Here is a 15202-nt window from a genome sequence, read left to right as displayed (position 1 = left end):
TATATGTTTTAATTCGTCATGAATGAAATAAATTCCTTTAATATAACGAAAAATTTACTTATTTCCTTTTACATAATCCACATTAAACAAGAATAGCCGCATTAACAAAATAAGAGAAGGGATAAGAAGAGTGAGTCCGGCTATAAATCCAATAACCAAGTAAGTTCCCATCGTTTGGTTAACGATACCATCATAAATCGTTAGATATGGGTACAACAGATAGGGAAGATGGGAAGCACCATAACCGAAAAAGGCAAAAGCGAATTGTAGCATCACCATTAAAAAGGCGATTCCAAACCTTTCTTTGCGGTATAACAAGTAGATGGCAGTTAAAAAAGCAAGTAAACCCAAGAGAAATGTCCAAGCATACCCATATAGCTGGTTAAAATGCCATGCACTTTCTCTTTGTAAGAAAAAGATCATCACAAAGCTGCTAATCATCATTGGTACACTAGAAAAAAGGGCTATTTTCCTTAATACTTCTCTAGCCTCTAGATCTTCTGCCTTGTTTGCGTAGTAGGAAAGAAAGGCTGAACTGATAAACAATACACTAAAGACAGCTAATAAAGCAACAGACCAAGTTAAGGGGCTAGACAATAATGCAGACATATTTAAGGAAATCGTATCCCCTAATTCTGTGATAAAACCACCTTCAGAAATCACAAGCACAGTGGAAAGAGACGCAGGAATCAATAATCCTGTTACCCCATAACTGAATAGAAATAATTGATTGTCCCTTGCGCCATAATTGGCAAAGGCGTAAAAGGATCCGCGAATAGCTAACAAGATTGTGGCAATACTAGCTGGAATAAGTAAAACTGTGCCATAGAAATAGGCAGTGTCAGGGAAAAAACCGACTAATCCTACAAAGAAAAAGACTAAAAAAACATTCGTTACTTCCCAGACAGGTGATAAATAACGGTTAATCACCCCATTGATCAGATGGTCTTTTTTACGCAACTTTCCGTAATAAGAGAAAAAGCCAGCGCCAAAATCAATTGAACCTATGATCATATATCCATATAAAAAGATCCAAAGAACCGTAATTCCAAGTAACTCTAAAGACATCTTCATTCCTCCCTTATTACTGCATAGTTTAAACTTTCTTCCCCTTGTTATTTAGTGTTTCTTACATTATTTTTCATTCAAAGAAATACACGGACGACGGAGCGCATTGGAATATACAAACATTTTTACAGGATAATTCCTCGTTTTTCTAATTCAATCTCAGGTGTGTTCTTTTTGAATAGACGTGTAAGGATATATACAGTAAGGGTACCAAGGATGACATATAGCAAAGCAAAAACAATTAATAATGTTCCAACATTAGTAGCTGTGGTTACTCCTTCAGCTGTTTTCATATACCCTCGTAAAATCCATGGTTGGCGACCAACCTCCGCAAAGATCCATCCTACTTCAATTGCAACAATCGATAAGGGTCCACCTAGTATAATGAGTGCCATCAGCCATTTCTTCCACATAAGCTGAGGTTTCCATTTCCAAAAGAAAAGGAATAGACCAGAAACAAGGGTCAAATAGACTCCTATCATCACCATTAGGTCAAAAAGATAGTGGACATAAAGTGGTGGCCATAAATCTTTGGGGAACTCATTTAATCCAACAACCTCGGCATTTGGATTACCATGAGCCAGAATACTAAGAGCCATCGGTAACTTAATTGCATTTTTAATTTGCAGATCATCGGTTAAAAACCCACCGACTATAAGCTCTGCCTGTTTTCTGGTTTCAAAATGCCACTCAGCCGCAGCTAATTTTTCCGGTTGGTAATCAGCAAGGAATTTACCTGATAGATCACCTATTAAAGCAGTAGCAATTGCAAAGATAAAGCTGACAATCAAGGTTAATTTCAGCGCTTTTTTATAATATTCATGGTTCCGCCCTTTCAAAAGATAGTAAGCGGTAATCGCTGCTAAAACAAAGGCAGAAGTTAAGTAGGCAGAAGATAGGACATGTGCAACCTTTGTTGGTGTGGCAGGGTTAAACATCGCTTTTAATGGTTCAATATCAGTAATCACACCATTTTGCATTGTAAATCCTTCTGGTGTATTCATAAACGCATTGACCATCGTAATAAATGTTGCTGATAAAGATGAACCAAGGACAACTGGAATAATCAATAGCCAATGGTAAATCGGCTTTTTAAAGCGATCCCAGGTATAGAGGTAAATCCCCAGAAAAATCGCTTCTAAGAAAAATGCAAATGTTTCAAGAAATAATGGTAAACTAATCACTTGACCAGCGATTTTCATAAAACTTGGCCACAATAAGGATAATTGCATCCCTATAATCGTACCAGTAACGACGCCAACGGCAACAGTAATCACAAATCCTCTTGCCCAACGACGAGCAAGTAATATATAGTGGACATCATTTCGTTTGATTCCAAGCCATTCAGAAAGCATAATCATAATAGGGACACCAACACCAATGGTGGCGTAAATAATATGAAACCCTAGAGTGAGTCCAGTTAAGATTCGACTCAACATGAGCGTATCCATCATAAAACCATCCTTTACTAACATTCTAATTTTAGATATATTATACTCTATTTTCGCTATTTTAATGTTGTTAAAAGTATAATGAAATATAAGCTATCTAGATAAAATAAAAATATAAAAAAGGAGAAAAATGGATGAAAAGGAAATTCAAAATAACGATTGAATATGACGGAAGTAGATATAAGGGGTGGCAAAGGCTTGCAAACACAGAGAACACGCTCCAACAAAAAATTGAAACGTTACTCTCTCGGATTACGGGTGAAACGATAGAAATATACGGTTCTGGGCGGACTGATGCAGGGGTTCACGCATATGGTCAAGTCGCTCATTTTGAAACCCATGCAGATCTAAATTTAGACAAATTTCTTTTTACTTGTAATGAAATGCTGCCACAAGATATTGTATTTAAAGATATTGAAGAAGTACCGATGGATTTCCACGCTAGGTTCAGTGCTAAAGGCAAAAAATATGTATATCGAGTTTGGAATAGTCCAATCCCTTCTGCTATTGAGAGAAAATACACCTTTCATGTTGCTGATTCATTAAATATTGAAGCGATCAAAAAGGCGGCAAGTTTTCTAATAGGTGAACATGATTTTCAATCGTTTACGGCTATGAAATCAAAAAAGAAGTTAACCGTTAGAAGAATTTATTCCATAGAGATAACGAAAAAGGAAGAATTGATTGAATTTTACTATAATGGAGAAGGATTTCTATATAAGATGGTTCGAATTATGACGGGGACATTAATTGAAGTGGGTTTAGGAAAAAGACAACCAGAGGAGGTACTTGAGATTCTAGAACAAAAGAAAAGAATTTATGCGGGAGAAACAGTACCAAGTCAGGGATTATTTTTGCTTCATGTTGAGTATTGAAAAAATAAAAAGGAGTGATGATTGGTCACTCCTTAAAATACAACCCTTTTTTTAGAATTACTGACTTAGTTGTGATTTTACTTGTTGTATATCAGCCGCAGAAGCTGGCTGTGCTGGTTGATAATACCCTTTTTGTTGAGCTAGATTAGCAAGTTGATATTGGAATTGCTCATCGCCATTACGAATTTGTTGTAGCGTTTGCCGCAAGTTGGCGTTAGAGGTCTCAGCAATGACACGAGCGTAATTACCTAGGCTACCTTTTAATTGGTTCAATACATCATTTACGATTTCTTTTTCTTGCATATTTTTTCACCCTTTCTATTGTAAGAATGACATGAGTTTTTGTTTTGTATTTTGAGCAGATTGGGCAGATTGTTGTAGCATTTGTTTTACTTGAGGGTCAGTTGCTTGATTCGCATAATCTTGTAGTTTTTTTGCTCCAAGATCATGGGCACTGATTAGCTCTCTTAAGCTTTGTAATTCCATTTGTGTTAGTTGCTCCTGCATGTGAATAGCTCCTTTCATTTTAAGTACAATTGTAATGTTCCCAAAAGAGTGTTTTTTTTATGCATATAAAATTCGTTGATTTCCACATTTTTTCATTTAGTGTTAGAATAAAGTAAGTACCTATTTATATTGCCGCTTTTCTAAATATTTCAAAAACAAGGGGGAATTCAAATGAGTTCATTTTTTATTGAGAAGATTTCATTTCAAGATCCTAAAGAAGTTGAAACAAAACTAGAAACTTTGTTAAAAAAGGAAATCCATTCTACCCGCGATTTAGAAAACTGGTTACGTGAGGAAAGCCAATTATTTGATGAGATTGATGAAATTTTGACTGGCCACTATATTGAATTTCAAGGGCATAATGATGATGAAGAAATTAGACAGCGATTTGAACATGACCAAAACGTGATTACACCTATCATTAAAAAGTATGAAGCATTGCTAGACAAACGCTTTTATGATAATCCATATCGGGAACAGTTAGATACAGAGAAGTATAGTGAACTGATTAAGCGAAGAGTCAATTCTATCGAAATTTTCCGTGAAGAAAACATTCCTTTAGAGGTACAGGAACAAAATTTAAGTACAGAATATTACAAAGTGACAGGTAACATGACAGTAGAGTGGGAAGGAGAAGCAAAAACCCTTCAGCAAATGTCAATTTATTTAAAGGATCCTGATCGTTCAATACGAGAAAAGGCGTGGAAATTAGTCCAAGCTAGAAGATTAGAGGATAAGGACAAGTTAGATGAGATCATGGATCAATTAGTGAAAATACGCCACCAAATTGCTTTAAATGCTGGCTTTGAGAATTATCGCGATTACATGTTCAAGAAATACGAAAGATTCTCCTATACGCCTGAGGATACATATCAATTTCACGAAGCTGTACAAAAATATGTCGTACCTTTAAAAGATGAGATTGAAAAAGAACATCAAAAAGAGCTTGGATTAAAAGATTATCGGCCATGGGATTTAACAGCAGTCAAAGAAGGTGATCAGCCATTAAAGCCATTCACAACGACCGACGAATTAGTTGATGGTGTGACACGCATCTTTAGACGCACAGATTCTAATTTTGCTAAGATGTTAGAAGATATGAACGATCATCATACATTGGATTTAGACAGCCGGAAAGCAAAATCACCTGGTGGTTTTTGTGCTCCATTATCTGTTTCTAATCGTTCCTTTATTTTTATGAATGCATCAGGAACACATGATGATATGACAACCCTTGTTCATGAAGGTGGTCATTCAGTCCACAACTTATTTAAATCCCAATTAGATTTAAGAATCTATAAAAGTACGCCAATGGAATCGGCGGAATTTGCCAGTATGGGCATGGAATTGCTTTCGATGGATAAATGGGATGAATTCTACAAGAATGACGAAGATCTTAAAAAAGCAAAAAGAGAACAACTAGAAGGAATCATTAAATTTCTACCATGGGCAATGACTATCGATAAGTTTCAACACTGGATCTATTTAAACCCTGAGCATTCCGCAGAAGAAAGAAATGATCAGTTTAAAGAGATCGCTTTATCCTTAAGTCAACATTATGAGGATTGGTCAGGCTATGAAGAAGAGTTAAGACATCGTTGGAAAGCACAACTACACATCTACGAGGTTCCTTTCTATTATATCGAATATGCAATTGCCCAATTGGGTGCGGTACAAATATGGAAACAATATAAAGAGAACCCTGAGCAGGCTTTAGCAAATTATAAAAAGGCACTATCTTTAGGTAGCTCAAGGCCTTTGCCAGAGATCTATGAAGCAGCTGGCATCAAGTTTGATTTTTCAGAAGCAATGATTAAAGAATTAATGGAATTTGTGAGAGAAGAGTTAAACCAACTAGGAACTCATAACTAAAAAAGTTTATTCTGGAAATGACCTAGCTCTATATCGGAAAGGATATAGAGCTTTTTGGATATAATACAACATGATAACAGGACGGGAGGTGAAATCATTTGTTTGATCCAACGATCTATGAAAATATTAAAGTGGTTCTTGAAGGGGAAATATATGACCTTGATTTAGGGCAAAAAATTATCGTGATTGATCGAAACGATTTGATCGATTTAGCTAGAATGTCTAGAACTTTTCAAATACAGTTTAAAATTGTGGGTTCAGAACAAGAAAAAAGTGCTAAAATACAACTTAAAGCCAATACGGAAGATTTGTCTAAGGAAATTTTAGAATGGGAAGATGAGTCAAAACCAGGCTGTGAAATAAAAATTGAATTTTCAATCCCTATCTCCAATCCTAAAGTGGATTGTGAAAAGATAGAGATGACCATCAATCAAATCTGGGAAGGTAGACCAGAGATCACACAAACCATCACTTACGATTTTAAAAAAGAAGATAAACCTTTATATTATGACCATATCCAGTTGAATTTTGGTCGAAAAATTGATGAAGATAACATTGAAGATATCCATGAATTAGTGAACTATACCTATATGACACTACAAGAGCTATAAGAACTAGTAAATACAAGAGAACAATGGGAAGGAGATCAGGAAAATGACAATCACACTAAGAGGGCATCATTTACTATGTATTCATGGGTTTCAAGGCATGGGTTATAGTGAATCCTTTGTCGAGAAAATGAAAGAAGTTACTCACCTCATCCGAGATGATTCTACGAACCCTCTCTTACCCATTAAGGTGATACAAGAACTTGACGATGTTTGCTCCACTTGCCCTCATCATGGAGGAACCATATGCTTGGCAGATAAAAATTCCGATGCACATGTAAAGGAAATTGATCAAAAAGTGATAGCAAAACTAGGATTGATTCCTAATCAAATCTATACAAAGCAAGAACTTCTTATGAAAACACAGAAAATGATTGAACCAGCAGATTTAAGTCAAATCTGTAAAGGTTGCTCATGGTTAGAATATGGGGTATGCCAAGAAGGAATCCAACGGTTAAATACAAAAAAATTACCCCTTTTTTCCTAAATCTATTAGATTTGGGACTAATGGCTCAGTTTATAATAATGTTCAATTTGTGATAATTATATTATATACTGAAAAAAATATCAGTTTTTGTCGAAGGGGTTAAATAATGGGATTCCTGATCAATTATTTATTTATTTCATTACCAGAATTTTATGGTATGCTTCTGTTAGGAACTGTTCTTTTTGGGTTTTCCTTTTCAAAGATAAAATATAAAATTCTATTCATGGCGATCATCTCTGCCTTTATTTCTGATTTGATGTGGCAATTAGAATCCTTTGCAGATTTTAGAATCATCATCACAATCATTATTAATACTATACTTTATAAGTTATTCATACATAAGAATTGGAAATTTGCTTTTGGTATGACCCTTACCAGCATTCTTTCTATTTTAATTTCTGAAATAATTGTATTAGTTGTGATTACGCAATTTATTTCCTACCAACAAATCCTAGGAAGCTTTTGGCTCAAATTACTAGTTACATTTACTTATATGTTGCCTTTAATCATTAGTAGTTATTTTATCGAAAAAAAACATTGGTCAGTAACAAAAGGATTCAAAAAACTATTTATTAACAAAAATATTGCTTATTGGATCTCTAGTTTAACCCTAATTCTTCTTCAATTGTTTTTTATCATTTATCTAAACTATTCGTTTTATATGAATAGCCAATTTTTACTAAAAAAAATAATTCTAAATATTCATGGATTACCTCTTTTTAGTTTAGGGCTTGTTATTGTGAATATTTTACTTATTGTTTCTGTCATTCAATTGAAAAACATTTATATGCAAAAAGAGATCATTCAAACTGAGAGTGACTATAATCAACACTTAGAAAACGTATTAAAGAAGTTGCGAATGGAACGTCATGATTTTATCAATGAGATTCAAACGATTCATGGCATGATTCAAGCGAAAATGTATGATCATTTACAAGAATATGTTCATGATCTTGTTCAGCATGTTCGTGCGTCCAATCGGCGTATTAAAATTAAAAATATCCCAGTGAGCGCTTTATTACATACAAAGATTGAATTGATGGAAGAAAAAAAAGTAGAGTATAGAGAAATAGTAGAAACGGATGATACATTTCCTTCTATTAAAGGCTATGATTTAGTAAAAATAATCAGTAATATACTAGATAATGCATTAAGAGCTGTAACTGAAAGTCATACAAGAAATCCTTTTATTGAAATATATTGGGGCAAAAAGGATTCGACAGCAATCATTCAGATTTCAAATAATGGGCCAAAAATTGAAAAAAAAATAGTTGATTTGTTATTCGAAGAAGGATATACTACTAAAAAAGAAAAGGAAAATAGTGGATTTGGTCTTAGTATTGTTAAATCTATCGTACAAAAATATAAAGGAACAATTAGAGTTGAATCTAGCAAAAATTTGACGACTTTTATTATAGAATTGCCTCTTTAAAAGGGGGAGAAACTATAATGGTTACAAAAATATCTTATTGGTTAGCCAAAAAATTAGCTGAGAAGGCTGAGAGAGACGATGTAGATTACATTCGGTATGGGATCGAAGTGACATTGACTGGTTTGGTAAAAGTTATTGTTCTATTTTCGATCTCTCTCCTTTTTGGTGTTTTTAAGGAAATGGTTACGATTTCATTATTCTTTGCATTATTGCGAATCATTTCTGGCGGCGTTCATATGTCAACCTATTTGCGTTGTTTAACCACTTCGATGCTTCTCTTCTTTATTCCAGCCTACGTATTGCAGCAGATTGCAATTGAAATATCCCCATTCTATTTGCTATTACCAATATATATTTTTTCAGTGATCGTTACCTTCATCTACGTCCCAGTTTCAGCAGTAAATCGTCCGATCCCAAGAGAAAAGCATCATTTTTTTAAATGGGCAAGCTTTGTATTTTTATCCATTTGGTTCATAGGGAATATTTTAATCGATATATTTTACACCTCATTTCATGTGATCTCATTCTTTTCGGCTATTGGAATTTTTCTACAATCAATTACTTTAACTCCTTTTGGAATTCAACTTTTCCACAACATAGATGATTTCTTTATAAGAAGAAAAATTGTGGGAGGTGAAAATCAATGAAAAAGGTATTTAAAGCTCTTGCTTCATTGTTTTCTTTACTTGCTTTAATGGAAGTCTCAACAGCTAGTGTAATCTTGGTTTACCAACCAGAATTACCTAAGAAAAATTAAATCCGCCACAGCATAGATAAAACCAACTAAAAAAGATGGGACATAAACCCATCTTTTTTCTTTATTGGAAGAGAAAGTTTTACTTACATTCTTTTCCTTGTCATTTGGGGTTTGTATATTCCATAAGCTGCGACATAGCGTGACTAGCAGCTTTAGCTGTGTAGCACGACTTGTACACTTTGTGTGCCTTCAGAAGTGCCCTTCTCTCCGTAATCTTTATTCATAGAAGGGCACGGATGATGGAGCGCGATGGAATATACAAACTTATTTTATAGATATAAACTTGATTTTCATGTAAAATAAAAGGAAGAATATTTACCTATGGGGGTATCTAGATGTCTACACCAATCTATAATAAGAAAAAACAATTGAAATATATTAAAGGAAGATTGCAACTTCTTTCTTATATGGTAGATCAATTTAATCCTGAGGATGTAGAACTAAAGGATTTTGAATCAATTGAAGCAGAATTAAAGAAATTGATCGTTAAAACAAAAATATTTCACTATCGAAATGAACATCAGGTACAAAACGAAAAGGAGTAACCCTTTTTGGAGTTACTCCTTCGGTATTTTGTTACTGGCTTCATTTTTTTGAAATTCTATTACTTTGATTATACAGATGCTTTTTTAAAGCTCTTAACATACCAATTCCTTAAGTAAGGAATAACCCAGCGGTCTAAACCTATTTTACCTGCATTGAATCCAGCAACAATGACAAAGATACTTACAAGTACCATTTGTGGGTTATGGCTAACAGTGCCACTAAACAAGAAAGCAAAGTTCATCATCATACCAAAGAAAACAGCGGCGGTTGTAAGACATCCAAGTATAAGTCCTAATCCTACCAAAAATTCACCTAATGGAATCATAAAGTTAAAAAATCCTACATTAGGGAGTGCAAAGTTTTCAACAAAGCCTCCCCACCACTGGGATACTGATGGGTGTTCACCACCCATTTTTTTTAATGCTCCTTGTAGGAATCCCTCTGCACTAAATGGTTCTGAACCCGTAAGTTTTTCCCAACCAGCTGTCATCCAATTCCAACCTAAGTAAAGTCTTAAAAGCAGTAGTCCGTAGGCAGCATAAATATTTTCCCGCAAAAAACGTACCATCAAAACCCCCTCCTTTTGCTTTATTATTAAAGAAGATAAAGTAAGATGTTCATCTTACATATGAAGGAAAAGTAACAGGATTATGTTTTCCTTCCGATATATATATAAGAAGTACTTTTCGTTTTTAGCACATTTCTAGGTTTTCTTTCATAAATTTTTCACATAAAATGTGAACAAGTGATTAAACTTTGTAATCATTTTGAGGTGATTAGATGTATAATCTTTGTCCATAATAAAGAAAGAATAGTTTTTTTATGATGAAGGAGGCTAAAGGATGAATAATCAAACGAAAATTGTTGTTGTTGGAAGCGGAGCAGTTGGATCCACTTTTGCCTATACGGTACTTTTAAGAGGACTTGCGGACGAATTAGTGATCATCGACAAAAATCAGGATAAGGCTGAAGGTGATGCATTAGACCTTAACCATGGCTTACTGTTAGCACAACCAATGAAAATAACTGCAGGTGATTACCCTGACTGCAAAGATGCTGATATTATTGTGATCACCGCTGGAGCAGCACAAAAACCAGGTGAGACAAGATTAGATTTAATGCAGAGAAATGTATCTATATATCACCAAATCTTAACTGAAATCTTAAAATACAATTCGGAAGCGATTTTTCTTATTGCCACAAATCCAGTCGATATTCTTACCTATATCACCATTAAATTAACTCATTTACCAAAGGAAAGAGTTATCGGGTCAGGAACGTTACTAGATAGTGCTCGTTTTCGTTATTTGATATCCGAAAAAATGAATATTGATCCGAGGAGTATTCATGGTATGATAATTGGAGAGCATGGAGATACAGAATTGGCTGCTTGGAGTTTATTAAATATAGCAGGAATGACGCAAGAGCAAGTAAAAGAACAATCCAGGTATTATTTATCCTCAGCAGAAAAAGAAGAGATTTATTTACAAACCAAAAACGCTGCCTATCAAATTATTGAGAAAAAAGGTTCAACCTATTATGCCATCGCTCTATCTTTGGCAAGAATTTGTGAAGCAATTTTACATGATCAAATGTCAATACTACCTGTTTCTGCCTATTTGGATAATTATAAAGGGATTAGTGATGTTTGTTTGGGAATTCCAAGTATTATAGGAAAAAATGGAATTGAAGAGGTTCTTGATCTTCCTCTTACAAAGGAAGAAGAAGAAAAACTTCAACATTCAGCGAATCAATTAGGGAACTTTATTCACCAAATACAATTGCCTAAGATTTAGTATGATATACAACCCTTAAATAAAGGGGATTACGGGAAAAGGAGAATATCGATGTCAATTAATCTTTTTACAGATAGTAGCTGTGATTTACCAGAACAAATCATTAAAAAATACAATATCCATGTCATTCCATTACATATCTCCTTTCAAAATGATCACTTTCTTGATCGTGTTAATTTGAGTGTTAATGAATTTTATCAAAAAATGAAGGGACAAGAAGAGTTACCTAAAACGGCTGCACCTTCTCCCCAGGATTTTCTTGATCAATTTGAAAAAGTAATGAGACCAGGCGATCAAGGAATTGTAATCACATTATCCTCACAATTAAGTAGTACTTATCAAAGTGCTAAGATGGCTGTTGACACCTATAAGGAAGAATATCCTCATGTAGAGATGATCGCTCTTGATGCAAAAAATGCATCGATTGGATTAGGTGTAATTCTCATGCAAGCTGCTGAACTAATAAAAGAAAGTTTTCACTTTGAAGAGCTTATTACTAAAATCAAACATGTGATTGACCATTCACATATCCTGATTTTCTTAGATACGTTGGAAAATGTGATCAAAGGCGGTCGTTTGGATCGAGTCAGAGGCAAAATAGCCTCGGTATTATCCGTCAAATTAATTATGAAAAATAGTTTTGAAGGTTCAATTGACGTGATTGAAAAAGTTAGAGGATCTAAAAATACAGTGAAACGTTTGATTGATTTAATTGAAGAGTATGGGGTTAATTTAGAACAAAAGATCTTAGGAATCGCTCATTCCAATTGCGAAGAAAAGGCACTACAAATAAAAGAGATGGTTGAGAAGCGGTATAAAACTGCCCAAATTATTTTAACTGAAATTGGTCCATCTATTGGTACTTATGCTGGTGAAGGCGGTATACTAGTTGCTTTTTAAAGGTGGGTTTATCTATTATTAAACGGTCGTAACTTGGTTACGATCTTTTTTTCATTACAAATTGATTCTTAAGTTTGGTTATCTTATAGTTCTTATTAAAACCGTAAAGAATATGAAAGATATGGTTATTTAGAATGGGGTGGTTTTATGAAAAAGTTTCGAATCGATGTAGGTGCTGGAATCGATTTAGTTGGAGATGTTCATGGATGCTATGAAGAATTAATAGAAGGAATGAAAAAGTTAGGTTATCATAAGAATAAAAAGGGAATATATTTCCATCCTAAAAATAGAAAGCTGTTATTCCTAGGAGATATGATGAGTCGGGGCTCTTACTCCTTAAAGGTGATGCGCCTTGTGATGGATATGGTGAATGAAACACAAGCTTATGCTATTGATGGCAACCATAATTGGAAGGTTGCTCGTTATTTAATGGGGCGAAATGTAAAAATGGTCCATGGCGACGAGAAGTTTGTCTCTGAACTAGAACAATTTGAAAAAGAAGAGGGGAAAGAAAAATTAGATAAATTAAAAGAAGAGATGAAGCAGTTCCTACTTGCATGCCCATCCCATTATATCCTTACGAAGGAAGGGAAGGATGTAGCAGTAGCAGTGCATGCTGGAATTCGCGATCAAGATATTGGGAAAGATTCAGAACAAGTACGCTCCTTCACTCGTTATGGGGATACAGCCGGTATAGATGAAAAAGGGAGACCGATCAGAAAGAATTGGACAGTAAACCACCACAACGATCTTTTGATTATTTATGGACATGATCCTAGACCTGAACCGATTATTATTTGTCATACCATCAATATTGATCAGGGGTGTGTTTTTGGAGGGCGGTTAACTTTTCTTCGTTATCCTGAAATGGAAATCATTCAGGTTGATGCAAAAGAGGATTATGCTGGGGATAAGGAACATCATATTACAAAACATTTTCGAGGGTAAAGAAATCTTTAAGGAGGAATGACTCATGGTTGATGAAAGTAAAAAAAGTCTACCAAAAAGAAGTGAGATTGACAAGAAGTATCAATGGAATCTTGAAACGATCTATACGACTGATGAAAAATGGGAAGAAGATTTTAAAAGGGTAAAAGAGCTTGCTGAACAATTAAAAGGATTTGAAGGTAAACTAAAATCCTCTGCAAAAAACTTGCTTGAAGGATTAAAGCTACAAGATCAGCTTTCTGAAACACTTGGCAAAGTGTTTGTCTACGCAAGGTTAAGAAAAGATGAAGACAATACTAATGCGAAGTATCAAGCTTTAGCAGACCGAGCAAGTAGTTTAAGTATTCAAGTAAGTAGTATAACCTCTTATATTGTACCTGAAATCCTTTCTATTCCAACAGAAAAGCTAGAATCTTTCATAAAAGAGGAAAAAGGACTTGCTTTATATAGACATTATTTAGATGAAATAGTTCGAACAAAACCACATATTTTATCTCCCGAATTAGAACAGTTGCTGGCACAAACAGGAGAAATCGCACAAGCGCCAGACCATATATTTGGCATGCTAAATAATGCTGATATTAAGTTTCCAACGATTAGAGATGAACAAGGAGAAGAAGTAGAGCTAACGAAAGGCCGTTATATTCAATTTATGGAGAGTACGGATCGTCGTGTTCGCAAAGATGCTTTTGAAGCAATGTATCAAACCTATGGAAGTTTGAAAAACACCTTTGCAGCTATCTTAAATTCTGATGTAAAGAAAAATATTTTCTATGCAAAGGCAAGACATTATGCTTCGGCGCTAGAGGCTTCATTAGATGATGATAATGTGACACCAGAAGTATATAACAATTTAATTGAAACGATAAAGAAAAATATCAATCTCATGCACCGATACGTAAGTTTACGTAAAAAAATGCTTGATCTTGATGAGTTACATATGTATGACCTATATACCCCTATCGTAAAAGATGTAAAGATCAAAGTTCCTTATGAAGAAGCAAAAGAAACGGTAAAAAAAGGGCTAAAACCATTAGGGCAAGAATATTTAGACCAATTAGCAAAGGGTTTTGAATCCAGATGGATCGATGTATATGAAAACCAAGGGAAAACGAGTGGGGCATACTCATGGGGATCGTATGGAACACATCCATATATTTTGTTGAATTATCAAGATAATGTAAATGATCTTTTCACTTTAGCACATGAGTTAGGTCATTCGATGCATTCTTTTTATTCCAATTCAAACCAACCATACATTTATTCCCATTATAAGATCTTTGTTGCTGAAGTCGCTTCTACATTAAATGAAACCTTACTAATGCATTATCTATTGGAAAACATAACTGATAAAAAAGAAAAATTGTATTATTTAAATCACTATTTAGAGCAATTCAGAGCAACGGTTTATCGTCAGACTATGTTTGCAGAATTTGAAAAAATGATTCATGAAAAAGTTGAAGCTGGCGATTCTCTAACCCCTGATCTTTTAAATGAAATGTACCATCAATTAAATGTTGAATATTATGGACCTGAAATGGTCGTTGATGAATTGATCGATTTAGAATGGGCAAGGATTCCTCATTTTTACATGAATTTTTATGTTTACAAATACGCAACAGGTTTTTCGGCAGCTACCAGCTTGGCAAAGCAAATTTTAGAAGAAGGAGCACCTGCTGTTGAACGCTATCTAACTTTCTTAAAATCTGGTGGGTCTGATTATCCTGTTGAACTTTTAAAAAAGGCAGGCGTGGATATGAACACACCTAAGCCCATTCAACAGGCTCTGGATGTATTTAAAGATCTATTAGATCAAATGGAACAATTGTTAGCTGAGTAAAATGAGAATGTAAGTTTCAAGTGAACGAAGGGTATATCAGAAGTGCCCTTGATTTTATTTCCTTTTTTCGATACATTGTTCTATGTATAAAATAAACATATACTGGAGGTCGAAC

At 34.4% G+C, this 15202-nt stretch carries 17 protein-coding genes; 12 read left to right on the top strand and 5 right to left on the bottom strand.

What is annotated here, in order from left to right; genetic code table 11:
- Nucleotides 1-54 precede the first annotated feature (54 nt).
- Nucleotides 55-1068: a cytochrome d ubiquinol oxidase subunit II gene (locus BEN26_RS03560; RefSeq protein WP_069801128.1), complete on the bottom strand. Its 1014-nt coding sequence runs from the start codon at nucleotides 1066-1068 to the stop codon at nucleotides 55-57.
- Nucleotides 1069-1193: 125 nt separating this feature from the next.
- Nucleotides 1194-2519 carry a cytochrome ubiquinol oxidase subunit I gene (locus BEN26_RS03555; RefSeq protein WP_069801127.1) on the bottom strand — a complete coding sequence of 442 codons (1326 nt, stop codon included), beginning with the start codon at nucleotides 2517-2519 and terminating at the stop codon, nucleotides 1194-1196.
- Nucleotides 2520-2653: 134 nt separating this feature from the next.
- On the opposite strand from BEN26_RS03555, the gene truA reads away from it, so the two are divergent.
- Entirely contained in the window at nucleotides 2654-3394 is a 741-nt protein-coding gene (gene truA / locus BEN26_RS03550; RefSeq protein WP_069801126.1) for a tRNA pseudouridine(38-40) synthase TruA, read from the top strand.
- Between the two features lie 57 nt (nucleotides 3395-3451).
- Here truA and BEN26_RS03545 read toward each other — a convergent pair whose 3' ends face one another.
- Together BEN26_RS03545 and BEN26_RS03540 are read right to left on the bottom strand one after the other, a co-directional pair.
- Nucleotides 3452-3697, bottom strand: coding sequence for a spore coat protein (locus BEN26_RS03545; protein WP_069801125.1), 246 nt, complete (start codon nucleotides 3695-3697; stop codon nucleotides 3452-3454).
- Nucleotides 3698-3712: 15 nt separating this feature from the next.
- Nucleotides 3713-3901 (bottom strand): hypothetical protein, encoded by a 189-nt coding sequence (locus BEN26_RS03540; RefSeq protein WP_068722460.1) that lies wholly within the window; start codon nucleotides 3899-3901, stop codon nucleotides 3713-3715.
- Nucleotides 3902-4072: 171 nt separating this feature from the next.
- Here BEN26_RS03540 and BEN26_RS03535 point away from each other — a divergent pair, with 171 nt between their 5' ends.
- From BEN26_RS03535 to BEN26_RS03505, 7 genes are all read left to right on the top strand, one after another.
- Nucleotides 4073-5773, top strand: a complete 1701-nt coding sequence (locus tag BEN26_RS03535; protein WP_069801124.1) for a M3 family oligoendopeptidase — start codon at nucleotides 4073-4075, stop codon at nucleotides 5771-5773.
- Between the two features lie 98 nt (nucleotides 5774-5871).
- On the top strand, nucleotides 5872-6384 hold the full coding sequence (locus BEN26_RS03530; protein WP_069801123.1) for a hypothetical protein: 513 nt from the start codon (nucleotides 5872-5874) through the stop codon (nucleotides 6382-6384).
- Between the two features lie 43 nt (nucleotides 6385-6427).
- Nucleotides 6428-6868 (top strand): DUF1284 domain-containing protein, encoded by a 441-nt coding sequence (locus BEN26_RS03525; protein ID WP_068722464.1) that lies wholly within the window; start codon nucleotides 6428-6430, stop codon nucleotides 6866-6868.
- 106 nt (nucleotides 6869-6974) lie between these two features.
- The gene (locus BEN26_RS03520) at nucleotides 6975-8300 is read left to right on the top strand and encodes a sensor histidine kinase (RefSeq protein WP_069801122.1); all 1326 of its coding nucleotides are present in this window, start codon (nucleotides 6975-6977) and stop codon (nucleotides 8298-8300) included.
- A 17-nt stretch (nucleotides 8301-8317) separates the two neighbouring features.
- On the top strand, nucleotides 8318-8947 hold the full coding sequence (locus tag BEN26_RS03515; protein ID WP_069801121.1) for an accessory gene regulator ArgB-like protein: 630 nt from the start codon (nucleotides 8318-8320) through the stop codon (nucleotides 8945-8947).
- Nucleotides 8944-9057 (top strand): AgrD family cyclic lactone autoinducer peptide, encoded by a 114-nt coding sequence (locus BEN26_RS03510; RefSeq protein ID WP_082732290.1) that lies wholly within the window; start codon nucleotides 8944-8946, stop codon nucleotides 9055-9057. Before BEN26_RS03515 ends, BEN26_RS03510 begins: the two co-directional genes overlap by 4 nt.
- A gap of 335 nt (nucleotides 9058-9392) precedes the next feature.
- On the top strand, nucleotides 9393-9602 hold the full coding sequence (locus BEN26_RS03505; protein WP_068722470.1) for an SE1561 family protein: 210 nt from the start codon (nucleotides 9393-9395) through the stop codon (nucleotides 9600-9602).
- Nucleotides 9603-9670: 68 nt separating this feature from the next.
- Here BEN26_RS03505 and BEN26_RS03500 read toward each other — a convergent pair whose 3' ends face one another.
- Nucleotides 9671-10174 carry a DoxX family membrane protein gene (locus BEN26_RS03500; RefSeq protein WP_068722471.1) on the bottom strand — a complete coding sequence of 168 codons (504 nt, stop codon included), beginning with the start codon at nucleotides 10172-10174 and terminating at the stop codon, nucleotides 9671-9673.
- Between the two features lie 271 nt (nucleotides 10175-10445).
- Here BEN26_RS03500 and BEN26_RS03495 point away from each other — a divergent pair, with 271 nt between their 5' ends.
- The 4 genes from BEN26_RS03495 (at nucleotide 10446) to pepF (ending at nucleotide 15087) form a co-directional block, all read left to right on the top strand.
- Complete coding sequence (locus BEN26_RS03495) at nucleotides 10446-11399, top strand: L-lactate dehydrogenase (RefSeq protein ID WP_068722472.1); 954 nt, start codon at nucleotides 10446-10448, stop codon at nucleotides 11397-11399.
- A gap of 51 nt (nucleotides 11400-11450) precedes the next feature.
- Nucleotides 11451-12299: a DegV family protein gene (locus tag BEN26_RS03490; protein ID WP_068722473.1), complete on the top strand. Its 849-nt coding sequence runs from the start codon at nucleotides 11451-11453 to the stop codon at nucleotides 12297-12299.
- Nucleotides 12300-12446: 147 nt separating this feature from the next.
- Complete coding sequence (prpE, locus tag BEN26_RS03485) at nucleotides 12447-13247, top strand: bis(5'-nucleosyl)-tetraphosphatase PrpE (protein WP_069801120.1); 801 nt, start codon at nucleotides 12447-12449, stop codon at nucleotides 13245-13247.
- Nucleotides 13248-13272: 25 nt separating this feature from the next.
- Complete coding sequence (pepF, locus tag BEN26_RS03480) at nucleotides 13273-15087, top strand: oligoendopeptidase F (protein WP_069801119.1); 1815 nt, start codon at nucleotides 13273-13275, stop codon at nucleotides 15085-15087.
- Nucleotides 15088-15202 lie beyond the last annotated feature (115 nt).

Source organism: Tepidibacillus sp. HK-1 (assembly GCF_001748485.2).
GTDB classification, from domain to species: Bacteria; Bacillota; Bacilli; order Tepidibacillales; family Tepidibacillaceae; genus Tepidibacillus_B; species Tepidibacillus_B infernus.
Note: the sequence above shows the minus strand (reverse complement) of the source record. Positions and strands in the feature narration are given on the sequence as shown.

What these genes read in the sequence shown, in the direction of transcription:
- BEN26_RS03560 (WP_069801128.1), bottom strand. Translation starts at nt 1,068, where the DNA reads ATGTCTTTAGAGTTACTTGGAATTACGGTTCTTTGGATCTTTTTATAT.
- BEN26_RS03555 (WP_069801127.1), bottom strand. Translation starts at nt 2,519, where the DNA reads ATGGATACGCTCATGTTGAGTCGAATCTTAACTGGACTCACTCTAGGG.
- truA (WP_069801126.1), top strand. Translation starts at nt 2,654, where the DNA reads ATGAAAAGGAAATTCAAAATAACGATTGAATATGACGGAAGTAGATAT.
- BEN26_RS03545 (WP_069801125.1), bottom strand. Translation starts at nt 3,697, where the DNA reads ATGCAAGAAAAAGAAATCGTAAATGATGTATTGAACCAATTAAAAGGT.
- BEN26_RS03540 (WP_068722460.1), bottom strand. Translation starts at nt 3,901, where the DNA reads ATGCAGGAGCAACTAACACAAATGGAATTACAAAGCTTAAGAGAGCTA.
- BEN26_RS03535 (WP_069801124.1), top strand. Translation starts at nt 4,073, where the DNA reads ATGAGTTCATTTTTTATTGAGAAGATTTCATTTCAAGATCCTAAAGAA.
- BEN26_RS03525 (WP_068722464.1), top strand. Translation starts at nt 6,428, where the DNA reads ATGACAATCACACTAAGAGGGCATCATTTACTATGTATTCATGGGTTT.
- BEN26_RS03520 (WP_069801122.1), top strand. Translation starts at nt 6,975, where the DNA reads ATGGGATTCCTGATCAATTATTTATTTATTTCATTACCAGAATTTTAT.
- BEN26_RS03515 (WP_069801121.1), top strand. Translation starts at nt 8,318, where the DNA reads ATGGTTACAAAAATATCTTATTGGTTAGCCAAAAAATTAGCTGAGAAG.
- BEN26_RS03510 (WP_082732290.1), top strand. Translation starts at nt 8,944, where the DNA reads ATGAAAAAGGTATTTAAAGCTCTTGCTTCATTGTTTTCTTTACTTGCT.
- BEN26_RS03505 (WP_068722470.1), top strand. Translation starts at nt 9,393, where the DNA reads ATGTCTACACCAATCTATAATAAGAAAAAACAATTGAAATATATTAAA.
- BEN26_RS03495 (WP_068722472.1), top strand. Translation starts at nt 10,446, where the DNA reads ATGAATAATCAAACGAAAATTGTTGTTGTTGGAAGCGGAGCAGTTGGA.
- BEN26_RS03490 (WP_068722473.1), top strand. Translation starts at nt 11,451, where the DNA reads ATGTCAATTAATCTTTTTACAGATAGTAGCTGTGATTTACCAGAACAA.
- prpE (WP_069801120.1), top strand. Translation starts at nt 12,447, where the DNA reads ATGAAAAAGTTTCGAATCGATGTAGGTGCTGGAATCGATTTAGTTGGA.
- pepF (WP_069801119.1), top strand. Translation starts at nt 13,273, where the DNA reads ATGGTTGATGAAAGTAAAAAAAGTCTACCAAAAAGAAGTGAGATTGAC.